General features: G+C 36.8%; 21 protein-coding genes and 2 pseudogenes. 8 read left to right on the forward strand and 15 right to left on the reverse strand.

Translation table 11 applies throughout. The features are described from left to right. Positions 1–5: 5 nt before the first annotated feature. The 12 genes and pseudogenes from AC3XNE_RS02160 to AC3XNE_RS02215 form a co-directional block, all read right to left on the reverse strand. Positions 6–1,625: a CDP-glycerol glycerophosphotransferase family protein gene (locus tag AC3XNE_RS02160; RefSeq protein WP_489832617.1), complete on the reverse strand. Its 1,620-nt coding sequence runs from the start codon at positions 1,623–1,625 to the stop codon at positions 6–8. 70 nt (positions 1,626–1,695) lie between these two features. Next, positions 1,696–2,112, reverse strand: a complete 417-nt coding sequence (locus AC3XNE_RS02165) for a hypothetical protein (protein WP_489832618.1) — start codon at positions 2,110–2,112, stop codon at positions 1,696–1,698. A 10-nt stretch (positions 2,113–2,122) separates the two neighbouring features. Further along, complete coding sequence (locus tag AC3XNE_RS02170) at positions 2,123–3,238, reverse strand: CatB-related O-acetyltransferase (protein ID WP_489832619.1); 1,116 nt, start codon at positions 3,236–3,238, stop codon at positions 2,123–2,125. Between the two features lie 17 nt (positions 3,239–3,255). Beyond that, positions 3,256–6,510 (reverse strand): CDP-glycerol glycerophosphotransferase family protein, encoded by a 3,255-nt coding sequence (locus tag AC3XNE_RS02175; RefSeq protein WP_489832620.1) that lies wholly within the window; start codon positions 6,508–6,510, stop codon positions 3,256–3,258. Between the two features lie 13 nt (positions 6,511–6,523). Further along, on the reverse strand, positions 6,524–7,333 hold the full coding sequence (locus AC3XNE_RS02180; RefSeq protein WP_489832621.1) for an ABC transporter permease: 810 nt from the start codon (positions 7,331–7,333) through the stop codon (positions 6,524–6,526). A gap of 312 nt (positions 7,334–7,645) precedes the next feature. Further along, a pseudogene (locus AC3XNE_RS02185) lies at positions 7,646–8,992 on the reverse strand (ATP-binding cassette domain-containing protein); the annotation flags it as partial. Positions 8,993–9,270: 278 nt separating this feature from the next. Beyond that, complete coding sequence (locus AC3XNE_RS02190; RefSeq protein WP_489832622.1) at positions 9,271–10,179, reverse strand: GH25 family lysozyme; 909 nt, start codon at positions 10,177–10,179, stop codon at positions 9,271–9,273. Positions 10,180–10,249: 70 nt separating this feature from the next. Then, complete coding sequence (locus tag AC3XNE_RS02195) at positions 10,250–10,477, reverse strand: DUF2922 domain-containing protein (protein WP_489832623.1); 228 nt, start codon at positions 10,475–10,477, stop codon at positions 10,250–10,252. 26 nt (positions 10,478–10,503) lie between these two features. Then, the gene (locus AC3XNE_RS02200; protein ID WP_489832624.1) at positions 10,504–10,719 is read right to left on the reverse strand and encodes a DUF1659 domain-containing protein; all 216 of its coding nucleotides are present in this window, start codon (positions 10,717–10,719) and stop codon (positions 10,504–10,506) included. 216 nt (positions 10,720–10,935) lie between these two features. Next, positions 10,936–11,163: a DUF2922 domain-containing protein gene (locus tag AC3XNE_RS02205; protein ID WP_489832625.1), complete on the reverse strand. Its 228-nt coding sequence runs from the start codon at positions 11,161–11,163 to the stop codon at positions 10,936–10,938. 42 nt (positions 11,164–11,205) lie between these two features. Further along, a complete protein-coding gene (locus AC3XNE_RS02210; RefSeq protein WP_489832626.1) occupies positions 11,206–11,403 on the reverse strand; it encodes a DUF1659 domain-containing protein in 198 nt (65 codons plus the stop codon). 135 nt (positions 11,404–11,538) lie between these two features. Further along, a complete protein-coding gene (locus AC3XNE_RS02215) occupies positions 11,539–12,087 on the reverse strand; it encodes a sigma-70 family RNA polymerase sigma factor (RefSeq protein ID WP_489832627.1) in 549 nt (182 codons plus the stop codon). Positions 12,088–12,350: 263 nt separating this feature from the next. Between AC3XNE_RS02215 and AC3XNE_RS02220 the strand changes: the two genes are divergently transcribed. The 5 genes from AC3XNE_RS02220 to AC3XNE_RS02240 all read left to right on the forward strand — a co-directional run bounded on the left by AC3XNE_RS02220 (position 12,351) and on the right by AC3XNE_RS02240 (position 18,855). Continuing rightward, complete coding sequence (locus AC3XNE_RS02220; protein WP_489832628.1) at positions 12,351–13,124, forward strand: hypothetical protein; 774 nt, start codon at positions 12,351–12,353, stop codon at positions 13,122–13,124. 484 nt (positions 13,125–13,608) lie between these two features. Further along, the gene (locus AC3XNE_RS02225; protein ID WP_489832629.1) at positions 13,609–14,358 is read left to right on the forward strand and encodes a MurR/RpiR family transcriptional regulator; all 750 of its coding nucleotides are present in this window, start codon (positions 13,609–13,611) and stop codon (positions 14,356–14,358) included. Positions 14,359–14,534: 176 nt separating this feature from the next. Continuing rightward, on the forward strand, positions 14,535–15,833 hold the full coding sequence (locus AC3XNE_RS02230; protein ID WP_489833358.1) for a PTS sugar transporter subunit IIC: 1,299 nt from the start codon (positions 14,535–14,537) through the stop codon (positions 15,831–15,833). A gap of 592 nt (positions 15,834–16,425) precedes the next feature. Next, on the forward strand, positions 16,426–17,859 hold the full coding sequence (locus AC3XNE_RS02235; protein WP_489832630.1) for a 6-phospho-beta-glucosidase: 1,434 nt from the start codon (positions 16,426–16,428) through the stop codon (positions 17,857–17,859). A 93-nt stretch (positions 17,860–17,952) separates the two neighbouring features. After that, the gene (locus AC3XNE_RS02240) at positions 17,953–18,855 is read left to right on the forward strand and encodes an ROK family protein (RefSeq protein ID WP_489832631.1); all 903 of its coding nucleotides are present in this window, start codon (positions 17,953–17,955) and stop codon (positions 18,853–18,855) included. A 62-nt stretch (positions 18,856–18,917) separates the two neighbouring features. On the opposite strand, the gene rfbB is transcribed toward AC3XNE_RS02240, so the two are convergent. Next, positions 18,918–19,889, reverse strand: coding sequence for a dTDP-glucose 4,6-dehydratase (gene rfbB, locus AC3XNE_RS02245; protein WP_489832632.1), 972 nt, complete (start codon positions 19,887–19,889; stop codon positions 18,918–18,920). A gap of 614 nt (positions 19,890–20,503) precedes the next feature. Between rfbB and AC3XNE_RS02250 the strand changes: the two genes are divergently transcribed. Both AC3XNE_RS02250 and AC3XNE_RS02255 read left to right on the forward strand, forming a co-directional pair. Then, positions 20,504–21,370, forward strand: a complete 867-nt coding sequence (locus AC3XNE_RS02250; protein WP_489832633.1) for a DegV family protein — start codon at positions 20,504–20,506, stop codon at positions 21,368–21,370. 160 nt (positions 21,371–21,530) lie between these two features. Further along, positions 21,531–21,647, forward strand: a pseudogene (locus AC3XNE_RS02255) (helix-turn-helix domain-containing protein); the annotation flags it as partial. 38 nt (positions 21,648–21,685) lie between these two features. On the opposite strand, the gene AC3XNE_RS02260 reads toward AC3XNE_RS02255, so the two are convergent. Both AC3XNE_RS02260 and AC3XNE_RS02265 read right to left on the reverse strand, forming a co-directional pair. Beyond that, positions 21,686–22,996 carry a PTS sugar transporter subunit IIC gene (locus tag AC3XNE_RS02260; RefSeq protein ID WP_489832634.1) on the reverse strand — a complete coding sequence of 437 codons (1,311 nt, stop codon included), beginning with the start codon at positions 22,994–22,996 and terminating at the stop codon, positions 21,686–21,688. Between the two features lie 15 nt (positions 22,997–23,011). Beyond that, complete coding sequence (locus AC3XNE_RS02265; RefSeq protein ID WP_489832635.1) at positions 23,012–24,382, reverse strand: glycoside hydrolase family 1 protein; 1,371 nt, start codon at positions 24,380–24,382, stop codon at positions 23,012–23,014. Positions 24,383–24,522: 140 nt separating this feature from the next. On the opposite strand from AC3XNE_RS02265, the gene AC3XNE_RS02270 reads away from it, so the two are divergent. Next, positions 24,523–25,248, forward strand: coding sequence for a GntR family transcriptional regulator (locus AC3XNE_RS02270; protein ID WP_489832636.1), 726 nt, complete (start codon positions 24,523–24,525; stop codon positions 25,246–25,248). The last annotated feature ends 499 nt before the right edge of the window (positions 25,249–25,747 follow it).

The following is a 25,747-nucleotide window of genomic DNA, read 5'->3' on the forward strand; positions in this document are numbered from 1 at the left end:
TGCAATCAACCTTTTAGCTTTGAAAATAACTTCTTGTACAGTGGAACAAATCTATACCCATTTTCCCAGTTATTAATTGCTTCATTGATCCTTTTAGCATTATTTCTATCCCGGTAAGAAAAATACTTGCGTTGTAAGCGTGACAAATCAAACGTTTCTTCTCGTTTCATAAATAACACAATTTTATTCAGTAAAGACTGAGGATCTTTAATAATTATACTCTTCAAATCTGAGTCAAAATCTAAATAGCTTCCCTGAACCTCTAAGTATTCTCTTTGATCAAATTGGAATAATAAGGTAGGGGACCCATAATATAAAGCATCCCACATAATACTGCTGTAATCCGTAATTACGAGGCTACTTGTTTTGAGTTCTACATCAATTGGCACGTCACTTTGATAGATAACTTTAATGTTATAATCATCAGATATGAAATATCTTTCATAACGAACAAATTTAGGATGCATCATAAAATGAAGTGTATAGCCCTTTTCGTGTAAAAGACATTTGATTTTAGCTGAATGTAAAAAGTCACGGTATGACTGATAAAATTCACTCTGAAGAAATTGTTCGTCTGTCAAAAACTCTAATTGAACACGCCAAGTCGGCATTACAAATATTTTCTTTTCTTTTGGTAACTCGTTAAAATTATCCCAACGTGCTAAACCTGTAATTGCAACGTCTTTATCTTGATAACCCAAAAAATGCAAAACAATTTGTTTTTCAATCTCGGAACTTGTAATAAATAAATCCGCATGATTTAAACGATTATCAGAAAAAAATGTATGATCTACCTGTTTTAATCCTAAAACTCCATGTTGTAAAAAAACAAATGGTTTTCGATTTAAACAATACCTAGCAATACTTTGATTATGTCTCCAGGCATATGCATGACCTTTTGATTCAGAAGCAATAAAATATTTAGACAACAGTATCAAGAGAATATGCTTAACACTCATAAAGTAAACGATGTTTTTCCGATACGGCCATGCTCTATCCATATCTGGAGAATCTTTTTTTATTACATAAAACAACTTATTATGCTTATAGTTTTCTTGTACATATTTAAAATAATAAAATGAATTATCTCTAGCATATTCAGAAAATTTTTCATAAGTTAATTTTGAGTCTTTATAACGCCAATAAACAAATGGCACTAACAGACAAACGAGAAACTCTTTTAGCTGATATACTAAACTATCATATAAATCAGACTCCCTAACTTGAACAGACAAGCATTCCCCGGAGGAGAAATACTCTGTAATCAAATATTCTTTTTCCCCAAATATTGTCGTTTGTCGTTTTAAATTAAACAAATTTACTAATAAACGCTGTTTCCTAGATTTACTAACAATTCTATCTACAAAAGTATTTTTTTCGACATCTTCATATTTAAGATAAAAATCATAATATAATTCCAAAGGAGAGAAATCAAAAACACAAATCTTAAACGTCAAGACTTCATTTTCTTCACTGCTAGGTGCTATTTGGGTTGAATATGCATCATTTTTCCTAGCTTTGATGAATAAAACAGGATCAAGCCAGTCATTTTTATATTTGATTTTTAATTCAATAATCTTACTTTGATTTTTTATACTAAAAACCCTTGGCTTGGAATTCACCATTTTCGTACTCTCCATAATAAAATTTCTTTCTCTTGAATAATATTGTTGAAATTCTGTTAATAAGTATCCTTTAGAAGAAAAACCTAATTAGTTGCGAAAGAGTAACATTTATTCTGAAATTCTGATCAAGAACATTGTACAACTCTTCATATTTTTTAATGTTTCTTACTTTTCGTAAATCTTTAAAAAGCTTATTTAGATCAGAACTGTCACTACCTATAATCTCGGAAACCTGTTTTACTGTATCCTTCTTCATACTGATCAAGGCACTATCACCTTCCACCGTATCCGTACTTACTATTTGTTTGTCATCATATTCATAATAATTGCCGGATATATCAAAGAAAAGTGAAGAAATATCCTGTGCTTTTTTTTCAGCCTGATTTTTAGAAATAAGCTTATTAGTACTATTTATTAGATGAACAATAAACATTGGATTTCCAACATTCTTCAATTTTTTTAAAACCTTTTCATTATCAGATGGCATAATAATCCCCCTATTTTCGTTGTAGTATGTCTGCTCCTGTCACACATTTCGGATGATAAGGCAGTAACTTGCCGTCAGCAACTAGCTTTTCAAATTTACTTATAAAATCTTCTATTTTGTCAGCACCGTATATTCCTTCAAAATTCCAATAAGCATAATTCCACCATTTAATTTCCTGAAGTTTATTAATAACTTGTTCTGAAAATCTGTATCTCTTTACTATTGCCGGCGCTCCTGCGACTAACGCATACGGGGGTACATCCTTTGTAACAATCGCTCCTTCCGCTATTATCGCCCCATTGCCAATTTTTATACCTCGCTTGATAATAACATTATTGCCGATCCAAACATCGTTTCCTATGATAATCGGTAATTTTTTTTGCTTAAAGTACGTTGGTATAAAGCCTTTATCATATTCTTTGTCAATGGACATTGGTGCAATCCCTTTTTCAGACGGATTAGATAATGTCACTGGTGAAGTTGTAAAACGATTCTGGGGATGCCTTCCTCCTCCCATCGCTTTTACTCCAGGAGCAATACTGCAATATCTCCCCACACACGAGTTAATAGGCAGATCTATGTCTTTAACATAACTACACATACCAATGGAAAAAAGCTTTCCATGAGTTTTTACTAATTGACTAAATTGCTCAATTTCGACATCATCATTAAATTTATAAGTTTTTGGTAACTTATCATACTTTAAATTCTGCTGAAAATATATATGGTTATTTTTAAAGAGATCTATATGTTCAGAAGTCACTTCTACTTCCTTTTCTCTAGAAAAAGGACGAACCCGAATTGCTAAATTGCCACCTTTTGTTTGATAATAAGTATATTTATCCAGTGAATTGTGAGTGCTATATATATTCCTATCTTCTATATTTAACACTGGAATTTCAACTTGCTTGTGTTCACGGTTTTCGTAGAAAAATCCATAATTACCATAATCCAATGCTGGAATATCTAACATACTAAGAGTAACAATTCCATCCTTTTCTTTAACTCTCACTTGTTTAATTTCATTAGCATAAAAGTTACTTATTAAAATTTTACCATTAAGGTTAGTTAATCCAAAAAAATAAAAAGTATCATTTTCTATTTTAAAAAAACCTTTTTTCTCCACTGTAAAAAACCGCCTATTCATTTACTTATTTTACGAATAAAATAATACGTTCTCTCACAAATGTCATTTTTTTGTCTGCCGAACAACTCATCTACTTTTTGTCCAATTTCATGATCTAAAACAAAATCGTTCCTTAATACAGACTTTACATCCCCCACAACATTATCAGCCTTTACAAAAGAATGTCCAATTGGTATTGTCTTTAAATCAATAAATGAACCAACCTTTTTTTCATACTCCTCTCTGTCGAATTGATAAAAAATAACTGGCTTACGTTGAACAGCGAAATCCCATGCCACAGAAGAATAATCAGTTATTAAAAGGTCAGCTGTTCGTAGTAATGCACCTAAATCATTATTTTCAATTGACAGAACTTCCACCAAAGGAGACAACGACGTAATTGTCTTTGTAAATTTCTGCATTAATGGGTGAACAAAAACTTGAAGTTTCAAATCATTTTCTTGCAAAATTCGCACCATTTCTTCGTTTGTAATCAGATTTAAAATTCCTTGATAATAATCACTATTCATAAATTCTTCGTCAGTTGCTTTAACAAGCCACTGTCTATTGGTTGGAACATACAATATCGTATTGCTCTTTTTTAATTTGAAGTCAAATTTATCCCATCTCGCAAAACCTAACACAGGTATTCTGAAGTAATCATAGCCCAAGTTTTTATGAATAATCATCTTCTCATCTTGGTTAGTAGCCACGAAGTAATCAATAACATTCGAATCAGCCCTAAAATTTTTAAACTTAGAAATGTTTTTCATCGCTGTCACACCATGCTGTAAAAAGACCACCTGCTTTTTGAGCATAACCTTATTCATAAATGGTGATATTTTGGCACGATCCCCGTCATATAAATGAATTGGATTTTCAGAACCAATTACTGCTTTACTACTTAACAAATGCTTAAAATAATTATAAGTACCAGGATATAATAAATGGTCTTTATAGCTTTCTAGTTTTGAAATGTGAGGACTATCTTTATTTATTACATAATAGGAATTATTATTTGGAATATTTTGTTGGATCCATTCAAAAAGAGCAAAACCATTATCTTCCGCATAATTAGCTTCTTTTTCAAAAATAATGTATTTATCTTGCATCTCCTTTACTTTTCCTGATTTGTATTTTTTAGTGGCTAAATTCTCCATTGATATGGATCTCTTTGAATCTATTGGCTTATAATTATCAAAAAAGAAAGTGAAATCTTTTGGTCCTCCTAATTTAGGAAGCACGACGCGTGTTACACCGTTTATTTTTTGAGAAAACACAAATCTAGATTCAAGTAATTTATTCGCATATTCCTTTGAAGGCTCGACAACTTTGACATGAAATATTTTTCCCATTGATCTGACCACCAATACCATCACGTAATGTCCTAGCCGATCTTTGCCTACTAAATCCATTAACGAGATTGACACTGTTACACTACTTTCCATAATGTTATCAATTTTTAAGTTAAGCTTCTCATTCTGATTTATCGTTTTATACAAATATACATTCTCAACACTCAAATATTTATCAAAAGGTTTTATTTTATCTCGAGTATAGGATACTTTGGTTTGTAAATAATTTCCTTTTTTAGTAATTGCATCAATTTTTGGTTTTATAGGTAGATTTCTAGCAAATTCGTCTGTAGGTAAGATTGCCCGATTAAGCATACAAATTTTACCATTTTTATCAAAATACAACCGTGCCGCTATGTTATTCTTAGGCCTATTTGGAACAATTTCGGCATCATAGTATCTTTGCCACTCAGGTTTTCCTTTCATTTCTTTTGCCGCAACAGCAAACTGCTTAAGTTCATCATTGTCTCGAAAATCGAACACCAAGTCATAATCAGCTCTAACGTCACCAAAATAACCAAAAACCTGGTCTAACTTTATCGTAATTTTACGTTTATTGGATTGAACAAATGGAAGCGAAATTTCACTTTTTATTTTCTTATGCACTAAGCTAATGTGCTTTATATTTACATCTTCATTAAAAATAAGACTATATTCTTGTTCATTTTGAAAAATAGTTTCAATTAATTTTCTAGTTCTAATGTTCTTACTTACGTACTTGCTGTCGGGATACTTATACAACTCATCACGAGAGACAGTTCTATTTTCTAGTGAAGTACAGTTTGACACTAACGCAATAGAGTTAGTTAATAGGACATGTTGGTACCACTCAATTGAATCAGCATCCTGATTTCTTAAGTTTCCATATAAAACCTTATCAGAGCCATCATCAGATATAGACAGAAGACCATCCTTTGAAAAGTAAACCACCTTATTAGATAAATTAATTTTCTTACCCAAAGACTGTGACGTGTAGAAAGTAAAATTAATATCAAAAAACACACCTTGAACAATATAATTGCCGCTTTTTATCTGTAAAATTTCATCTATATCAATTTGTAGCAATTTACCTTCTTGGACAAACCTCAACTCATAAGTTTCTCCCGAATTTTGATCCTTCGCAATAACCTTTTCAAACAAGACTTCATCAGAAAGTAAGGACAGCATTACCTTATTTTTCTCTAAGGTATAATTTATCACACCTATATCTTTACTATCGAAATTAATAGCTAAAGCCTTACTAATTAGAGAAAGCCCTTTGTTGTTAACGATCCAATAGCTTGACTGGTTACCGACATCTTCGCAATCTAAAAAATAAGAGTCTGTACGTTCATTGTTATTTATATCAAGGCATAATCTATATACACCAGAAGTTTTAATAGAATCTAATGCTATATGTATAGAAGCCTCATTTTCATCGATATAATATGACAACTCTACTCGTTTATTGTTTTGATATAGTAAAATATCCGTAACTTGATATATCCAAGAATCACCTACATAGATAGACATCATTTTATCATCTACATGAACTTTTTTTACTTTTTTGGTATTCAATCGATTTAAATAGCGAGTTAAATCTGAGTCAGAAATTGAAATTGTCGCCATAATTCCCTGATTATCAAAAAACAAAAACTTATCATCATAAATTTTAAAATATCTAAAGCTTTCCCTAGCCTTCAAAATGCGTGTATATCTGAGTACATCATCATTCAGAGTTAAAATATGAGCACTTTGACTACTTTTTTCAAGAACTTGTTTCAAATCACTCAGTAAAATTAAAAGCTTGTTTGAGGAGATAACACGATATTTAATATCATATTTTCCTAAATTTAAATTACTTTTTTCTTTTAAATCTCTCCCTAAGGTTAAGAAAATTTTCCCATCTTGAATATAAAATTCTGTTATACTTGCCATTTATATCCCCCTTTTACAAATAATCCGAAATTCGATCGCGGATTTTCATATGCCAGTTTGCAGCTACCACTAATAAAAATAGTGTTATAAGCCAAAAACTTATATTAAACATTCCCTTATCCCATATCCAAGCACGCCCAAAAGCAATGTCTCTAAAACCTTCGATCAAATAATAAAAAGGATTTATCAACTGAGCTTGAATTAGTACTTGTGGTATCACTTTAAAATGGCCTAAATCAAAAATTACTCCTGAACCATACATCAAAAACCTAAAGATGTAATTCAGAAAGAATTTAAAGTCCGGAAAAACAACTTCAATTGATGAACATAATAAGGAAACAGACAGAGAAAAAATTATCAGCATTGGTATGTAGTATAGAAATTGCAACCAATAAATCGAAGGATAATATCCTGCAAACATTGCTAGAAATAGGCCTCCACCGACCATGATAAATAGTTCTGTAAAGAATCCGATCATCGATGAAGTCGGCATTATGCTAACCGGGAATCTCATTTTCGCTGTTAATTTAAACTGCTTGGTAACACTTTTGGCCCCAGTGGTGATCACATGCTGCATAAAAGTATATACCCCCATACCAATAAACATCCATGGCAAAGGCGGTAACCCATCTGGAGCGGTACGATGCATCAGGATCCCGAATATAATATAATTAATTGCTAATTGGACTAACGGATCTAATATCTCCCATAACCTACCGAAACGGTTTTGCATTGAAGTACTCTTTGTACTGTATCTGGATAAGTTTGCCGCTATCCGAATATATTTAAATTGTTCTTTTATGTAAACTATTGCGTCTTTCATTCTTTAATTGTCTACTCCATTTGTTTATTAAACTTCCCAATCAATACTAATGCTTCATTATTACTTACTACTTAGGCAATTTTATTGTTTGACCTGGATTAACTACGCTGAAGTCAACGTCTGGATTTTCCGCTTGAATTGCTGCAACAGAAACTCCAAAATGATCTGCAATACTACCTATTGAATCAACAGTCTTAACAGTGTAAGTCGATTTATTCTTTTTTTATCCGTCTTGGTAGTAGAGGAGCCTTTATTTCTATCTTTTTTTGTATTAGCCGACTTGCTTTTTTGCTTCATCTTCATTGTCTTCGTAGGCAATTTTATCTTTTGCCCTGGATTCACAATGTTAAAATCAACACCCGGATTTTCAGCTTGAATTGCCGCCACGGAAACTCCATTATTGTCAGCTATACTGCCGATAGAATCGCCATCTTTAACTGTATAAGCAGTTTTTACACTTGGCTTGGCTTTGATGGAAGAAGATTTCGTCGTCACGCTTTTAGTCCTTAGTTTTTGTTCACCGGGGGACTTGTTAACTGGTGTTCCGCTGTTATTCGTCTCCTTTTGATCTACAGCAGCACGTTCTTTTTTGAATGATGTTTTTTCTTGAAACATCTTCTCAGTCAAGAATACCTTGGGATGCTCTATGGACTCGACCACACTAGCACTGCTTAATGAAACCAAACCAAGCCACATAAATGCTAATAGACTAAACCACACCACTATTTTTGACGGAATTGAAAGTCTGTGATTATCCTTGTTTTTCTTTAATCCTTCTGAAACTTCGATCCGTTTTTTCCGTGACATTGTTTGGTCTTTTTTAAAGACTTCCGTTTCCAATTTCTTAACAGAGTAATCTAGTTGAGCCTGTCTGTTTTTGTCTTTGTATTTCTTCTGTTCCTTTTTAGACAGTTTCTTAAACTCTTTAGAAAACTTATTGTATTCTGGAATGATGTCTTCAGGTGTCCCATAGGCCTTCACTTCACCATAATTTAACCAGATAACACGGTCACACCATTCCTTGATCGTTTTCATATCGTGAGAAACAAGAAGGATCGTTTTCCCTTCATCCCGAAATTCGAACATTTTACTTCTAGATTTATCGACAAAGGTCTTATCACCTACGGAAAGAGCCTCATCGACGATCATAATATCTGGATTTTGATGAACCATGATTGAAAAACCAAGTTTAGCTTTCATACCCGATGAGTATGTCTTCACTGGTTGGTCAATAAAGGGACCTAGTTCAGAAAAGTTAATGATCTCATCCATCTTTTCATCGATCTCTTTATTGGTCATACCCATCATTAAAGCTTTAAGACGAATATTTTCCCGACCGGACAAGTTCTTTTGCATACCAGCGTTAGCAGCAATAATGGAAACATCTCCATTGATCTCTACTTTCCCAGTCGTTTGTGAGATCTGCCCACTGATTATGTTTGATAATGTTGATTTTCCGGCGCCATTTAGACCAATTACGCCAACACACTCGCCATCTCTAATCTCAAAGCTAACATTTCTGAGTGCCCAAAAATCTTGTGAATTTTGTCCATTTACCCCAAAAAGAGATTTAGCTTTGTTTTTTGTGTCTTTGGTTGTTAACAACTCAAATTTCTTGGTTAAATATTCAGCTTTTATTTTTACTTTTTTTGAACTCATATAGTTTCCCTATTTTTCTAAACTCTATATTTTACATACATTAAAACAAATTTTATGTATCATATTTTTAGTAAGTTACAGACCTATATATAAATATACTACAATTGTACCAATTTTCAAATTCAATTATCCATCAAGTGAAGCGACATATATTCAAACTACATAAACATAATACCACAGATTGAGATTAAATATGAATTTCACATAAAAATAGTTTGGAAACTTTTGCTTCCAAACTACTTTATAGGCTTGCTATTGATAAGACATTAAAATTACTTCTAAACAAATTTTCCCCAATAACTCACTCGTTTACTAGCCACCGATCCTCCCGTCGCTAAATACCCATGCTCTCCATTTCCTCGTGGTTGCCTGATCCACACATAACCACCACAATGGGCAAACGCGTCGTATTTTACACTCGAACCCACTGGCAGCAATGCTATTTTAGTAGCTGAAGTCTTGGCACCCCAGCGTAAAACTATTGACCTATCGCTGATAAAAGTTCCTTTTTCCGGATACCATGTTACTCCTAATTCGTCGACCCAATTGTTCTTATCCTTTGCTTTGTTTTTACCCTTAACTTTTAAACCTCCAGTAAACTTCCCCGAATAATCGACTGAAATGTCTGTTTTAACCCCAGCAATAATTTGTTTACTTGAATACTGCCAAGCCGCACACGGAATACCAGCGTCTTTTGTTCCAAAACTAGCGACCCAAAAAGTTTGGACTTTTAAGCTACTTCTCAACAAACGCGTCTTCATCCAAGAAGTATTGGAATATATACTGACATTCTTAAAGCCTAATTTTTTCAACTCAGCAGAAAATGCATTGACCTGAGTAGTTAATGTACCCGGAATTTTAGCTAGGTTATCAGCTTCAACATCGATCGCCAGCATAGAAGCAGCAGTTAGCCCTCTCTTCTTAGCCTCTTTGGCAAAAAACTGCGCTTCTTCTTGTGCATCTTTAACTGAGATCGAACGTAGAAAATGATAGCCGCTAACGACCATCCCAACTGCTTGCGCGTTTTTTATCTGATTAGTCGCCTTTGGATTAACATAATTAGTACCTCTTGCACTTCCTTCAGTAATTTTAACAACTACTCCTTTAATACCTTGTGCCTTTGCTGCTTTGAAATACGCTAATGTATCCGGCTGGTAACTTGCAACATCGATAAATTTTACTAACATACTTTTCTTCCTTTCTTCTAAAAAAAGACCCCAATGCTTTGGGAAAATTTCAGCATTAGGGTCTGTAATATTATTTTTCTTCAAACAAAACATGCTCTTGCTCATCGATATAAACCGCCGAAACTACTTTAGCATATAACAACTGCGCATTCTTATCTACAAAGATCTTAGAATCAATGATCTGTTGCATAATGTCCTTGACTGTTGCAGCATCTAAGTCCGACTTAACATCTGTCATCTTTAGGTGTCTTAAACCACCATTGATATTTGAACGAAATATTAGATCAATATTTTTCATAATTCATTAACTTCCTTTCTAACCTATTATCCTTCAGAAACATCTTCATCGATCACACTTGAAACTATCACAGCCGTTTCGATGTGTGGTTCGCCAGTTAATTGTGCTACTATCCCAGCAAAGGCAAATATTTTTTCTGCACTTGCATCTTGAGCCAAGTTATTAAAACTCCGATCGCGAAAATCTCCATCATCCGTACCTGTCTTGACTTTAATACTCGTCTTTTTCCATTCCTTACTCATTGGTAAAACCTCCCTGATTTTTTAGCACTGATCACTCTTATCGGCTAGAACTTATCTGTCCTACGACAATAATTGACATCAGTGCTGTTGTTTTGGTAAGTCGCGCGTCCTACATCCTTACTAACGAAACAAAGATGTGATATGTAATAATCATTTCTGAAATAGTTTTAAAAATCCCGTGCCCAGAAGATCCAGGCACGGGACTTTAGTTATTCATTACTTATCTTCAAACAAAACGTTATCCTGTTCTGTCACATATGTGGCAGAAATTGGTTTGGTATACATTTGTTCACCTTTTTTGTCAACAAACAGCTCTGAATCAGCGATTTGTTGCATCGCGGCCTTGACCGTTTCTGCGTCAAGGTCTGTGTTGACATAATTTAATTTCAAATGATGCACCGCTCCGCCGATCGCGGAACGAAATGCTAGGTCTAAACTCTTCATACTATCCATCCTTTCAGTTATTACTCACATTTGCCAAGTCTATTAGGCCATCGCTGTTGTGACATTGACAGTCAATTTGTCAGTCGCTTCGCCAGTCAATTGTGCTACCAACTCACCGAAGTTATACAACTGTTCATCTGTTGCTTCTTCTGCGATGTTATTAAAACTACGCTTGCGTTCTGTCCCGTCTTCTTTAGTCGACTGAACGACTACATTTGTCTTTTCCCACATCTGATCCATGATACTTCCTCCTCATATTTCGCTAAAGTTTGGATCACTTCATTGCTCGATCCAAGCGATAGCTGAATTTTGTCGTAAGTCACGCGTCTTACACCTTTACTAACGAAAAAATAAGGTCACTTGTAAAAGAGATACTCAATTTAATTCAAACAGCTTCTGACTCTTTTTTCTTAAGCGGTTCTTCCAATAATTGACTGTTTGTCGGCTAACGCCCTCTTGTCGCGCAATTTCTGCCACACTGTATCCATAAAAAAGGTGTCTGATCAGAAATTTACGTTCATTTTCGTTACAGATCATGATTATTTCACGCACTAGCTCCCAATATTCATAATCTTCTACCATAGTAGGAGCATCTATTCCAAAATTTTGTTCCAAGAAAAGTTCTTTTTCCTCATCTTGATTTACCACTTCGACCATTTTACTTTCCTGTTTCCATTCTTTGCGTAAAAGGTCCAACAATCCCCATCTGATTTTCCGGTAAGCATAACCCATCAACTGCGGCTCATTTATTACGGCATTTTTGCGACGATAGTCGATATATGCCTGAATAAAAAGCAGCTCGCCTTCAATTACCAGATCCTCAAAATAAGCAGTCGTTGGCGAAATGTGCAACTGTTTTAGGGCACCATATATTACTTTCATACGATTATTTTCGATCAGATAATTTAACGCTTCATCATTCATAGAGACACTTCCTCGTTTAAATTATCCAAGGCCTTGAATAAACTAACTATAATAGGGAACGTTTTTAGTGTGAATGTGTTAAAATGCAGCGCTTTCATGTTAATTATGAACAAATTTTTGATAGTCAAATAGTATTTTTCATTTATTATATTGATTTATGTATTTTAACTATAGTATAATATTTTATGTTATCGTTTTCACATTATGTATTGTCACTTTTACAGGATAATTTTTAAATAAGTTTTTATATTGGAGGCAAAAACATGCAACGGTCAAATGTACTTTTAGATGAAGCAGGGATCAGAAAACTTTACAGTGAAGCATTCCAGGATGATCAAGCGTTCATCACTGGAGCTACCACAATGGTGATCGATACTCGTTCACTTAAACTTCCTAATTGCCAAGCGATACTGCTTGATAAAAAAAGAGGGACTATTTTCACCAAACGCTCTACTAATACCCTAGTCAAGAAATTTATCAGCTGGCAAAACTTCAATTTCGCTTTATCTAAGTTTGTTGTAGATGAACTTTATCATGACCATTCACACCGCCATATAGTTCCTTTCGTTTCAGGTAACCAGATACTTTTACCAACTAGTGGTTATGTTTATAGCCCTACTAGTTGGATAGTACAGTCTAACTTGATTGACTATTGTTCTTTAGGCCACAACAAGATCGGCCTGCAATTCAGCAAACATCACGGACCCGAATATACGATCAGCGAAAATCTGAATCAATTTAATACCGTTTACCGAAATGCGTTGATCATTGCTGAAGTTCAGATCCAACTAGTCGAACAGCTTACTACAGATTTTCCACCCAAATTTATTAAAGATACGCACTCTAAGATCCGAGAATTTTTCTCAGATCCGCTGCCACAAAACTTCTCATTTTCCCAAGTTACTGAATCTCTGATCGATCAAATCATTAAGGAAGTTTTGTCATATAACTCTTCTTTGATCGACGAAAAACCCGACGAAGCATTTATATTACAAGTACAAAAGGCTGTTAAAGATAAACAGAAACGTCTGAGGTGAAGGTGAGTCCAACATAGGTATTACATGGCTAAAATTTAGTAGTCGAGCTACAACAAGTCTATCCAGCTCCTTCCCGCTTGTTTCTGGTCTGGGTTATTAGTCAAATTTCGCAAGCCAAGCCTTTCCGCTTATCCAAACTAGGCACTACACCGCTTAAAAACGCACTATAGTGCCTAGCTCCGATAATTCTCAAGGCTTAACCGGCTTGCTGCACTCTGTTTTTTTAGTCGGGTTCCGCAAACCTGGACTTTCCGCTTAACCAGGCCACTCGGTTTGCTGCACCTTGTTTTTTAGTCGAGTTCCATGAAACAGAAAGCTCCGCCTATCCCAGGCTAGTCACACAGCGCCAAAACTGCGCTATATGACTAGCCTACGATAGTGCTCACTTTCTCCCGCTTCATTGCACTCTCTTGATTGTTTCCGATAATCAAAATTTGTCCTAACATGTTATAATGCATATAAGTACTTTTAGGGGGTCAACACAATGGCATTTTTTGGATTCAAAGATTTTGACCGCTTATCAGAAGTTGACATGGCTATCTACCGTTTCTTTACGGAAAATGTCGAAAAGGTACCATATATGCGTGTTCGAGACATTGCCAATGAAGCCCATGTTTCCAATTCTTCTGTGATGCGTTTCATTCATAAACTTGGCTACGACAGCTTTCCGGAATTCAAAGTGTACTTTCGCTCTGAACAACAACGTCTGCAAACAAAAGACCACAAGATCAGTTTCATTAACGAAGAGAACTTTCCATCAGACATTTATGAAAAAATCGAGTTAGTCGCTGATCGAATGCAACGATCTGACCAAATCATTTACGTTGGGGTCGGTTCTTCTGGATCTTTGGCTGAATATGCTGCCAGACAAACTGCGGCCGTTGGTTTTAATTCTTTTTGTGTGAAAGATCCTTTCTATCCTTTGATAACCCAACTGAAAAACACCAGCAATAACTTATTGCTCACCTTTTCGGTTTCTGGGAAAACGATCGAACTGATCGAAATGCTGAACAATTTTGTGAATGATGAAGATGTTACTCTCGTAGCTGTTACTGCCGACTCAAGTAGCCAGTTAGCTTTAATGTCGCGTTACGTTCTTTGTTATTCGACTGACCAACATCGTTTGGAAAAGTACTATGATTTAACCACCCAAGTCCCAGCGATGTACCTGATCGAGCAATTGATCTCGACTGCACGTCGTTTGGCAGTTGAACAAAATTATGAAACTATCTAACGATTTTTTCACTCGATCGGTACAGGGTGTTTCAATCATGGAACATTGAGCTAGTAGGCGGAACACTGACCAAAAGACAGGAAAACCATTGCTTCTATGAAACCGTTTTTATATGCTAAAGATGGTTTAGAAATCATATATTTTCATTATTATAGGAGTGATATTTCATGTCTAAAATGGATTCATACAATTCCTTCATGGAAAAGTATATTGTTCCAGCAGCGGCCAAGTTAAATGAACAGCGCCATATTGCTGCGATCAGAGATTCTTTCATGTTCACTTTTCCGATCACGATGTCGGCTTCGTTAGTGATCTTGATCAACAGTTTGCTCTTCAGTAAAGATGGTTTTTTAGCTCAGATCCTGTTTTTGAACAAGATCTTTCCTAATCTAGAAAGCATGCAGGGATGGCTAAACTCTGTCACAAACGGTACGATGGATATTCTGTCCATCTTCATCGCCTACATGGTAGCCTCTGAGTTAGCACGTCATTTCGATGCAGACCAAATGTTAACAGGGATGACCTCGATCGCTGTCTTTATGATCTTATATACACCACCGATCATTAAAGATGGGATCAACTACCTGCCTAAAACTTTTTTAGGCGCACAAGGCCTATTCGTTGCCATGTTTATCGGTATTGTTGTGGGTGAATTCTTACCTAAGCTTTTTAGTATCAAGAGAATGCAGATCAAGATGCCTGATATGGTGCCGCCTGCAGTTTCTCGTTCGTTTAATGGTTTGATCCCGATCGTAATTGTTATTATGCTAGCTGCTATCCTGAACCACTTATTATCCTTAGTAGCTTCTAATGGGATCAATCAGATCATCTACGATACGATCCAGACACCACTGAGAAACATAGGCGTTAATATCTGGAGCGTCACCTTATTGGCTATCGTACAAAATCTACTCTGGCTAGTCGGGATCCATGGTCCAAATACTTTGAACGCCCTGCGGTCCGTGATCTTTACTGAAGCCGATCTTAGTAACCAACAGTTTGTAAATAATCATGGCAGTATCTGGGACATTCCTTACCCTGCTACTTGGGGCAACATGGGTGGTAGTGGAATGACTCTCGGGTTGATCATTGCGATCTTCTGGGTCTCAAAACGTAAAGACTATCGTGCAGTCGCTAAATTAGCCGTTGTTCCAGGGCTCTTCAATATCAACGAACCACTGATGTTTGGGTTACCGATCGTTTTGAACCCGATCCTAGCGATCCCATTTGTTTTAACTCCAGTTATCAACATCTGGGTCGGATATTTAGTCACAAACATCTTAAAATGGATACCAACACCAGCCCTAGGAATGACATGGACCACCCCAGGACCGTTGATGCCATTCTTAGGAACAGGCGGCAACTGGCTAGCACTGATCATCGGCTTTGTTTGCTTAATAGTTTCCGTCTTCACATACCTACCCTTCGTAATAGCATCAAATAGAGTGGCAGAGAGAGAAGGACAAGTAGAATAACAGAGCGAAGTGAGACGGGAGAAAATGAGCATTATTGGGCTTCCATGCCATATTGCGTTTTTTGCAATGTGGTGTGGAAGCTGGATAAGCGGAGTTTTCTGTCTCACGTAGTTCGACTATGAGAACAGAGAGTGGAGTGAAGCGGGAGAAAGTGAGCACTATCGTAGTCTAGTCATATAGTGCGGGTTTAGCGCTGTGTGGCTAGACTGGGATAGGCAGAACTTTCTGCTTCACGGAACTCGATTATGAGAACAGAGCTCAAACAAGCGGGAAGAAGCGAGTACTATCGAGTTCTGGCATTATATTGCGGTCTTAAGCAATATGATGTCGGAACTGGATAGACGGAACTTCTTGCTTGTTGAAGCTCGACTATGATAACAGAGCACAACGAGACGCCTAAGAGACGAGCATTATCGAGTTTGGGCCTTACAGCGCGCTTTTGGCACTGTGAGGTTCAAGCTGGATAAGCGGAATCTCTTGTCTCGTGTAGCTCGACTATGAGAACAACACCCCACAGTTCTTACCTAAAATTACAACGGTATATCTTATACCCATTATTTCTATCTATAACAATAATCAGGAGGAAAATTACATGGCAGAAGATAAAAGAGGATTCCCGGCAGATTTTCTGTGGGGAGGTGCAGTGGCAGCGCACCAATTAGAAGGCGGCTATCAGGAAGGCGGCAAGGGCTTAAGTATTGCTGATCTTTTTACACTAGGCGATAAAGACCATCCGCGGAAAATCACGAATAAAATTGAAACTGATCAGTACTACCCTAACCATAAGGCAATCGATTTTTACCATCGCTACCCTGAAGATATCAAGTTATTTGCTGAAATGGGTTTTAAATGTTTCAGGACATCCATTGCCTGGACACGGATCTTTCCGAATGGTGATGAAGACGAACCTAATGAGGCAGGATTGAAGTTTTACGATGATCTTTTTGATGAATGCTTAAAATACGATATTCAACCAGTTGTGACACTCTCCCACTTTGAGATCCCCTTACATCTTGTCAAAAAATACGGTGGCTGGCGTGATCGCAGATTGATCAAGTTTTTTGTTCATTTTGCCGATGTTTGCTTCAAACGTTACCATAACAAAGTTAAATATTGGATGACGTTCAATGAGATCAATAACCAAACTGACTTCGAAGCCGCGGGCCACTTATATACTGATTCCGGGATCATTCCAGAAGAAGGAGAAGATCGCGAAAAGCTAATGTATCAAGCAGCACATTACGAACTAGTAGCTTCTGCCCAAGCGGTAAAATTAGGCCATCAAATAAATCATAACATGCAGGTCGGCAGTATGATCGCAATGTGCCCGATTTACCCACTAACTTCAAAACCTGAGGATATTTTGTTTACCCAACGTGCAATGCAAACACGCTACTGGTTCTCCGATGTCCACGCTAACGGCTTTTATCCGCAGTGGTTGCTGAACTTCTTTGAAAAAAAGAATTTTAAGCTCGACATTACCGCAGCTGATTTAGAAAAGTTGAAAGAAGGCACTGTTGACTACATCGGCTTTAGCTATTACATGTCATTTACGACAAAATACACAGATCACGAGGACTATAATGAAGCGCATGATCTCGTACCTAATCCTTACGTCAAAGCCAGCGAATGGGGCTGGCAGATCGATCCAACTGGCCTGCGTTATGCTTTGAACTGGTTCACGGACCGTTATCACCTGCCATTATTTATCGTTGAAAATGGCCTGGGGGCAGTCGATCAGTTGACAGAAGACCATAAGATCCATGATGATTACCGGATCAAATACATGCATGATCACATCTTGCAAATGAAAAAGGCTGTCTTAGACGACGGCGTTGAATTAATGGGGTACACGCCATGGGGCTGCATTGACTTAGTTTCCGCAGGGACCGGCGAAATGTCTAAACGTTATGGTTTTATCTACGTTGATGAAGACGACCATGGCAACGGTTCACTTGATCGTTATCGGAAAGACTCTTTCTACTGGTTCAAAAATGTGATCGCATCTAATGGTGCTGAATTATAATTAAACTCAATGAACCGGGCATTTAATTTGTCCGGTTTTGTCTGTTTTTCAGAAATACCATGGATCATTTTAAAAATGGGAGATGAACTAACTGTGGAAAATTACGTGGGGATCGACGTTGGCGGAACTTCGATCAAATTTGGACTGATCAACAAGGATGGCGAGATTATTCAAAAATCAAACATTAAGACGGTTGACGAAAAAGAACAACTTTTGTCTGACATCGCAAAGATCGTTCAAGAATACCAAGAAAATGACCATACCATTGCTGGAGTCGGCGTTTCAATGCCAGGTGTGGTCGAGGCAGATGGCATTTTAACAACCGCCGGTGCCGTCAAATCAATGTATGGTGTTAATTTGAAAAAAGAACTAGAACAACGAACCGGTATCAAAACAACTATTGAAAATGATGCAAACGCCGCTGCCATCGCCGAACAATGGTTAGGAGCAGCTCAGGGTTTGCACAATTATCTAGACATCGTTTTAGGAACTGGTGTAGGTGGCGCCCTAGTGATCAATGACCAAGTCTACCTTGGAGCTCATGCTCGTTCCGGCGAGTTTGGCTGGATGTTGCTTGACGACCAGCACGATGAATTAGAAGACGGCAGTATGAATTTCCAAAGTGCAACAGTGATAGGCTTACTGCGTGTCTATAATATTAAAGCTCAAGATAAATTAACGGACGCTCGGAAGGTGTTTGACCGCGCAGACCAAGGCGAAAAAATTGCCCAGCAGGTCCTACACAATTACTTCCACAAATTAGCTCAAAGTATTTTGAACCTAGTCGTTTCTTTCGATCCAGCCAAAGTCATCATCGGTGGTGGGATAAGTGTAAATCCAACATTTCAAGCTGGTTTAAATAATGCCTACACCGAATTGCAAAGTGAACACAGCAGTGTCCGTGATTTGGAACTGCCCGAGATCGTTCCTGCTAAACTTGGCAACGATGCTGGAATGATCGGTGCAGTTTACCGCCGAATACAAGAAAATAAATAAAAAGAAAACTATGCTTTGACTCATATCTGAAAAATGAAGCCAGAACATAGTTTTTTATTCTGCTATTTTTTCAATGGTTTCCACCACTGTTTATGATCTAAGTACCAAGCGATCGTTTCGTCTAGTCCAGATTCAAAACTAGTTTTCGGCTGCCACCCTAACTCAGCATTTATCTTGCTATCGTCCAAAGCATACCGCTGATCATGCCCCGCTCGGTCAGCAACATATTCGATTTGAGCTTTACTAGCGCCAAGTTTATCACTGATCAAATGAACGATATGATTATTTGTAAGTTCATTATGGCCACCAATGTTATAGGTTGCGCCCTTTTTTCCCTGATGTATAACTAAATCCAGTGCACGACAATTATCCGTGACATACAACCAATCGCGGATATTTTCTCCCGTGCCATAAATTGGCAACTTTTTGCCCTGCACTGCATTGGTGATCATTAACGGGATCAGTTTTTCAGGATATTGGAACGGCCCATAATTGTTGGAGCTGCGAGTAATGTTAACATCTAAACCATAAGTCTTATAATAAGCATTAACAAACATCTCGGCAGATGCTTTGCTGGCCGAATACGGTGAACTTGGAACAAGCAGTGAACGTTCTGTGAAATAACCGCTTGGACCTAAGGAACCATAAACTTCGTCAGTCGAGACTTGTATAAATTTTTTTGCATTAGTTTTCCTAGCAGCTTTCAACAAAGTCAAAGTTCCTCGAGTATTAGTCTCGAAGAAAACATCTGGTCCAATGATCGAGCGGTCAACGTGACTTTCTGCAGCAAAATTGACTATGACCTCAATTTGATTCTCTTCAATTATTTTTTCTACTAACGCTTGATCATTAATGTCTCCTCGAACAAACTGATAGCGTGGATCAGACTCAATATCCCCTAAGTTCGCTAAGTTCCCAGCATAAGTCAGCGAATCCAAATTGACTACCTGGCAACCCCGATATTTTTTTAAGAGATAGTGAATAAAATTACTACCAATAAAGCCAGCGCCACCAGTGATCAGGTAACGTTCCATGCGACTCACCTCTAATTGTTTCATTGTCTAAATTGTAACTTAACTAACGTGTTTTTTGCAGTAATAAAGCGAAAAATACAGCTGTTTCGCCCTCCAAATTTTTTGCCAATAGCTTTCTGCATCTTTTACTTTTTAGCTAAAATCCCATTCAAAAAATTGAAGCAATAGTTTTTGTTTACTCTTTATTGATCTCGCAATTACACAAAAGTGGATAATTGCTGTACTATACAAGCAGAATATTGTCAAAGAAAGGAAGCTGAAATTAATGGTTAAGGGCTCTTATTTGACCAATCTCAATGATATTTTCGCAAAAGATTTACAAGATCCGATTTTTACTAATGACTTTAAAAACGAAACAGAAAAGTTAATTAGTGTTGTAGTAGTATACAATAGTCTTTCATCAAAGCACAAAAGTAAAATTTAAAGAGAAATACGCTCATTAGGCTTTGAGTCGCTTGGTTATAATCGTCACGTTCATCATCTGCTCTCAAAATCCATTATTTATCCACCATACCGTTTTCACGATTTACGAGAGTGTTTTTTTAATATATACTAGTAACGGTAAGTTTCATTAGCAGGCCGGTTATACAAGTCTTATTCAAGGAGATTTTTCTATGTCACAGTCAATTAAAATCGTGACCGATTCCTCGGTTCTTTTGACAGAAGATGAAATTAAAGATAATTCAATTACGATCGTTCCTCTTTCAGTGGAAGTAGCGAGTGAAAACTACGTCGATGGCGTTGATATTACTCGTCAGGAGTTGGTCGAAGCTTTACGTGCTGGTAATATCCCTAAAACCAGTCAGCCTGCTCTCGGTCAATTTGTCGACACATTTGACAAGCTGGGCGAAGATGGCAGTGAAGTTATCGCTATCATTATTTCAGATGTCTTAAGCGGAACTTTCAATACGGCTCAACAGGCCGCAGGGATGACTGATACTAAAGTAACGGTCATTAATAGCAAGTCAACTGACCGTGGCGAAGCATTCCAAGTATTGACTGCCGCGAAAGATGCCCAAGCAGGTAAAACTGTCGCACAGATCAAAGAACATTGTGCAGATGTTTATTCACGCACTTCGATTGATGTTTTGATCGACAACCTAGATTGTCTCGTTGCCGGTGGACGTGTGAGCAAAATGACGGGGCTGATCACTAAACTTGCAAATATCAAGGTAGTCGTTGAATTGCACGATAAAACTTTAGATGTTGTTTCTAAGGGCCGAAGCACTAAGAGTTTGATCAAGTTTGTTGATAAAATGGCCAAAGCCCATGAGAAACAAAATAATAAGATCCAAGCATTGTCATTATCCAATGTAGCACCTGAACAAAGTATGCTGGATAAAGTCAAAGAGCTGTTGGTCGGTCAGGATCCCAATATTCCATACGTGGCTGAACTAACAAGCCCGGTGATCATGACTCACACCGGTTTAAAAGCAATCGGGATCATTACTTTGTCCGAGAAACCAGTACCGAACTTCTAAAGTGACCCATAATTGTTAGATCCTGCGTTTAACAATTATGGGCCACTTTTTTGTTCTTGAATTTACACTTTAAGTGCAACACCAGTTAAATAAAGAATGGCCCATGACCAAATTCCTGTAAGATGATGTTTGCGAGAACAATCATGAAAGGAAGTTAGCCATGGACCACTACAAGCATCTTACCATAGATGAACGAGAAACTATCTTTTTAATGAAAAGTCACGGGAGTTCCCTTCGTAAGATTGCTGGCTGTATTAAAAAAAGCTGCTCAACTCTCATAAAATAACTATAATAATTTTGTGCAGATCACTGGGACTATTCTTTCTGTGCATTTTTTATCATTACTTGTTCACTAACTTTCAAAAACGGCAGATAGAAAAGAACACCGACCACGATAATCAACGCTTGAACAACAACTGCGCGCCAATCTCCGCCAGTCGCTAAAAAGCCGCTGATCAGAGGCGGTGTGGTCCATGGAACTAATACAACTACTCTGTTCATCCAACCTATAACTGTAAAGAAATATGCAATCAAAATTCCAATAACTGGTTGAAATACAAACGGGATCATCATTGGAATATTGAAAACAATTGGAAAACCAAAGATCACAGGTTCGTTAATATTGAATAATCCTGGTCCGATAGAAAGGCCAGCAACCTCACGTGAAGCCTTTTGACGAGAGAAAATAAGAACAGCGATCAATAAGCAAAGTGTTGATCCTGTCCCACCGATCATACCAAAAGTATCACGGAAAGTATTAGTCAAAATGTATGGTATGTGTTTATGTGCGGCATACGCTGCCATGTTTTTGTTCATATTGATCAACAGAACTGGGTCAAGTAAAGTTCCGTTGATAACTGTCTGATGGATCCCCAAAGTAAACAGAAAATTCCCGACGCTGTATATAAACAACATCCCTGGTAAACTCGTATTAAAGGAACGTAATGGATCTTGGACAACTCTAGTGATCAGTGCAATCAAGTCAGTATTCCAGAATGTTGCTAATATCGCACCTATCAAAGCAAAAATACTAGCCGTTAAAACACTTGGGATCAAGGAATTAAATGATTGAGCCACCATTGGTGGAATATTTTCGCCTAGATGAATTTTTAATTTTTTAACGTGATTCAAACGAATAAATATTTCTGTGGCCAAAAGTCCAATGATAATTCCCGCGAACATTCCTGTTGTTCCAAGATTTTCGTAAGACAAACCACCACTTACATTAGTGGATTTACCACTTGATACTAGAGCTAAAGAAACTTTTTGTGGCATAGTCATAATTAATGCGGCAATTGAAATTATTGCAGCTGCCATTGGATTATCGTAGCTTTTATTTCTAGCTAGCATATAACCGATCGCAGGTGCTAGGATCAGTCCAGCAATATTCAAAGTACCATTGGCAATCAAATTCCCCCATGTCTGTAACTTTGCTAAAGTAGAGCCTGAAGCTATCCAAGGAAAAACGACATTATTTATCAAAACCCCTATACCAGCAAGAATAAATAGTGGCATAATCAAGGCAAACGCATCACGTAACGAACGTAAGTGGACTTCATTACCAACTTTACTTGAAAAATCTGCAAATTTATCTAACATCTTTTTACCTGAAGAATTATTTCCCATCGTCGTACCCTCCTACTATAAAGTCTCACCATTAGAAGAAATAACTTTCTTCAACCAATAATAGCTTTTTTTTGGTACACGCTTTAAATCTTTTAGATCGTGATTGCTTCTGTTAACGTACACGACTCCGTATCTCTTTTCTACGTTACCGGCTGAGCTAGGAATATCGATCAAGCCCCAACCAAGATAACCAATTATGTCTGCGCCCTTTTCAACGGCATTTTTAACTGCTTGAATATGATCTTTATGATACTTAATTCTATAAGGATCATTGATTGGATGAACACCATCCCATTTTTCGCGCACTCCAATACCATTTTCGATAGGGAAAATCGGTAAGTGAGTTTTATTAAACAAATCGACCAACACATTTTCGAAACCCTGGGGGTCGATCTGCCACCCCCACTCATTTGCCAAAAGATAAGGATTCTTTTTTGCTCCTAGCTCCCCATAATAATTGGGTGCAGTGCCAACTGGGATCCTTGTACTATCAATAGTGCTTGTTGAATAATAACTAAAGCTGAAGAAATCACTAGTTACGTGACTCATTTCTTCTAGTTCTTGTTTCTTTAGAATATCTTCTAAACCATTATCTTGCATAAAGGCAATAACTTCGTCAGAATATTTTCCTTCGGTAAAAAAGCGCAGTAAATTATTGTTAGCAAATTCCTTATACCGCCTGACCGCTGCTAAATCACTAGGATTACAAGTTGCAGGATAAACTTCCTGATAGGCTTCCATGCCGCCAATTTTTAAATCAGGTTTATTAGAATGTATATAGTTAGCCACTTTAGCATGAGCTAGCATCACATTATGCGTAATTTGATATAGATCATGCAAAGTCTGCTGCCCCGTTAAATATCCACTTGATTTAAAAGCGGTACTATAGCTATATAAATTTTGTTCATTAAAAGTCAACCAATATTTTACACGGTCTCCCAAAACATCAACCATCTTTTTGCCAAATTCATAAAAAGCTTCAACAACATGGTGATCTATAAAGCCATTGTACTTTTCCGCTAAATTTAAGGGCATATCAAAATGATATAAAGCAACCATGGGCTCGATCCCTGCTTCAAGCAGTTGATCAACCAAGCCTGAATAAAAATCTATTCCTTCTTGATTAAAGACTCCTTGCCCGTCAGGTTGAACCCGACTCCATGAAATTTGGAAACGGTAACAATTCATCCCTAAATCTTTCATCAAAGCAATATCTTCTGGATAACGATGATATTCATCAATTGCAACTTTCCAATCAGAGGACTCAGGACCAGCAAGATAAGTATCATATACGGACTTTCCTTTTCCTCCTTCATTAGATGCACCCTCAGTCTGCATACTTGATACCGAATTCCCCCAGAGAAAGTCTTCCTTTAATTTTGTCATATTCATCCAGCTCCTTTCAGAAGTATTATAAAGCGGTTTCATTATTATGTAAAGTCGTTTTTAATATTTGACTTTACAAATATAAATGCTGTCCATTTTTCTTTTTTGTCTATATAATACTAGTATAAGGAGGTTTAAAAATGACGAAATATTCGGATGTGGCAAACGAACTAAGCAAAAGGATTTATTCTGGCTATTACTCCCCCGGACAAAGTTTGCCAGAGCAAAAAAGGTTAGCTGCAGAATTTAATACTAGTAGAATGACTATTCAGAAAGCTCTAGAGACATTGAACAAAGAAGGCTTATCATACAGTATTCAAGGTTCAGGTACTTACGTTAAAAAAAATGCAAATTTTGTCTCCAATTTTAAAATCAGAAGTGATCAGTACGTTGGAACTTCACAACTTTTTGGCCAACATCACAAGGTTTCCAGCAAAATCATCGATTTTTACATCAGTAATCCCGACAAAGAAGCACAAAATGCTTTAAAAATAGACCGCAATCAACCAGTGTATAACATTATTCGTTTACGTTTTGTAGATGAAGACTCTTATGCAATCGAATATACTACTATGCCAACTTTAGTTATTCCAAACGTAACAGAAAAAGTTTTGCTTGGCAGTGTTTATAAACATATCCAAACAACGTTAGGGCTGAAAATAGGGGCTGCATACCGTATTATCAGTGCTGACAGACCCAATGATTTTGATCAGAAATACTTGGACTGTGCTTTAACAGACCCTGTATTACAAGTACAGCAAACTGTCTATCTTGATGATGGAACAGCCTTTGAATTTTCACACACACGACAAAAGTTTGACAAAGGAAAATTTGTTATTTTCGAGCCAGATCATCCTAGCAAATAAAAATACCTTCTGGCCTAGTCCACTAACAAAACACTGTGGTCTTTACCATCAATTACTTTTACAGATATTCAATACCGACATAATTTTTAGCTTACCCACTTGTTTTGAATCCTGATCGAACCTGGCTGGCTTAACTAGTCGCACATATTTTTTACTCAAACACTTGCCCACTGTACACATCTTGTTAAATCCAAAGAACGCTCCCGTTTTAGGAAATTATTCACTGAGTATTTTTTGCGCCAATATAAAATGTATTAAAGAATGAAAGCATACAAAAGTCTAAAACCAACAATTTGGAAAAACCAAAACTACGTAATCCTTAAAATACTACCTAAACTACCTCGCTCATAAATGAAAGCTAATTGAAAGTCTTTCTCATTTAGAATATTCGTTTTGAAAGTTTCTTCTCGCCCAAAACGCTGCCGTGTCAGAATTACTCTGCTCTAATTGAAAATCTTTCTCATTTAGAATTTTTATAATTTACATTTTGAAAGACTGG

This window comes from Ligilactobacillus sp. JN-6 (Y).1, assembly GCF_058111525.1.

What these genes read in the sequence shown, in the direction of transcription:
- AC3XNE_RS02210 (WP_489832626.1), bottom strand. Translation starts at nt 11,403, where the DNA reads ATGGATCAGATGTGGGAAAAGACAAATGTAGTCGTTCAGTCGACTAAA.
- AC3XNE_RS02180 (WP_489832621.1), bottom strand. Translation starts at nt 7,333, where the DNA reads ATGAAAGACGCAATAGTTTACATAAAAGAACAATTTAAATATATTCGG.
- AC3XNE_RS02190 (WP_489832622.1), bottom strand. Translation starts at nt 10,179, where the DNA reads ATGTTAGTAAAATTTATCGATGTTGCAAGTTACCAGCCGGATACATTA.
- AC3XNE_RS02260 (WP_489832634.1), bottom strand. Translation starts at nt 22,996, where the DNA reads ATGGGAAATAATTCTTCAGGTAAAAAGATGTTAGATAAATTTGCAGAT.
- AC3XNE_RS02230 (WP_489833358.1), top strand. Translation starts at nt 14,535, where the DNA reads ATGGATTCATACAATTCCTTCATGGAAAAGTATATTGTTCCAGCAGCG.
- AC3XNE_RS02225 (WP_489832629.1), top strand. Translation starts at nt 13,609, where the DNA reads ATGGCATTTTTTGGATTCAAAGATTTTGACCGCTTATCAGAAGTTGAC.
- AC3XNE_RS02250 (WP_489832633.1), top strand. Translation starts at nt 20,504, where the DNA reads ATGTCACAGTCAATTAAAATCGTGACCGATTCCTCGGTTCTTTTGACA.
- AC3XNE_RS02220 (WP_489832628.1), top strand. Translation starts at nt 12,351, where the DNA reads ATGCAACGGTCAAATGTACTTTTAGATGAAGCAGGGATCAGAAAACTT.
- AC3XNE_RS02265 (WP_489832635.1), bottom strand. Translation starts at nt 24,382, where the DNA reads ATGACAAAATTAAAGGAAGACTTTCTCTGGGGGAATTCGGTATCAAGT.
- AC3XNE_RS02215 (WP_489832627.1), bottom strand. Translation starts at nt 12,087, where the DNA reads ATGAATGATGAAGCGTTAAATTATCTGATCGAAAATAATCGTATGAAA.
- AC3XNE_RS02195 (WP_489832623.1), bottom strand. Translation starts at nt 10,477, where the DNA reads ATGAAAAATATTGATCTAATATTTCGTTCAAATATCAATGGTGGTTTA.
- AC3XNE_RS02175 (WP_489832620.1), bottom strand. Translation starts at nt 6,510, where the DNA reads ATGGCAAGTATAACAGAATTTTATATTCAAGATGGGAAAATTTTCTTA.
- AC3XNE_RS02235 (WP_489832630.1), top strand. Translation starts at nt 16,426, where the DNA reads ATGGCAGAAGATAAAAGAGGATTCCCGGCAGATTTTCTGTGGGGAGGT.
- AC3XNE_RS02205 (WP_489832625.1), bottom strand. Translation starts at nt 11,163, where the DNA reads ATGAAGAGTTTAGACCTAGCATTTCGTTCCGCGATCGGCGGAGCGGTG.
- AC3XNE_RS02270 (WP_489832636.1), top strand. Translation starts at nt 24,523, where the DNA reads ATGACGAAATATTCGGATGTGGCAAACGAACTAAGCAAAAGGATTTAT.
- AC3XNE_RS02160 (WP_489832617.1), bottom strand. Translation starts at nt 1,625, where the DNA reads ATGGTGAATTCCAAGCCAAGGGTTTTTAGTATAAAAAATCAAAGTAAG.
- rfbB (WP_489832632.1), bottom strand. Translation starts at nt 19,889, where the DNA reads ATGGAACGTTACCTGATCACTGGTGGCGCTGGCTTTATTGGTAGTAAT.
- AC3XNE_RS02200 (WP_489832624.1), bottom strand. Translation starts at nt 10,719, where the DNA reads ATGAGTAAGGAATGGAAAAAGACGAGTATTAAAGTCAAGACAGGTACG.
- AC3XNE_RS02165 (WP_489832618.1), bottom strand. Translation starts at nt 2,112, where the DNA reads ATGCCATCTGATAATGAAAAGGTTTTAAAAAAATTGAAGAATGTTGGA.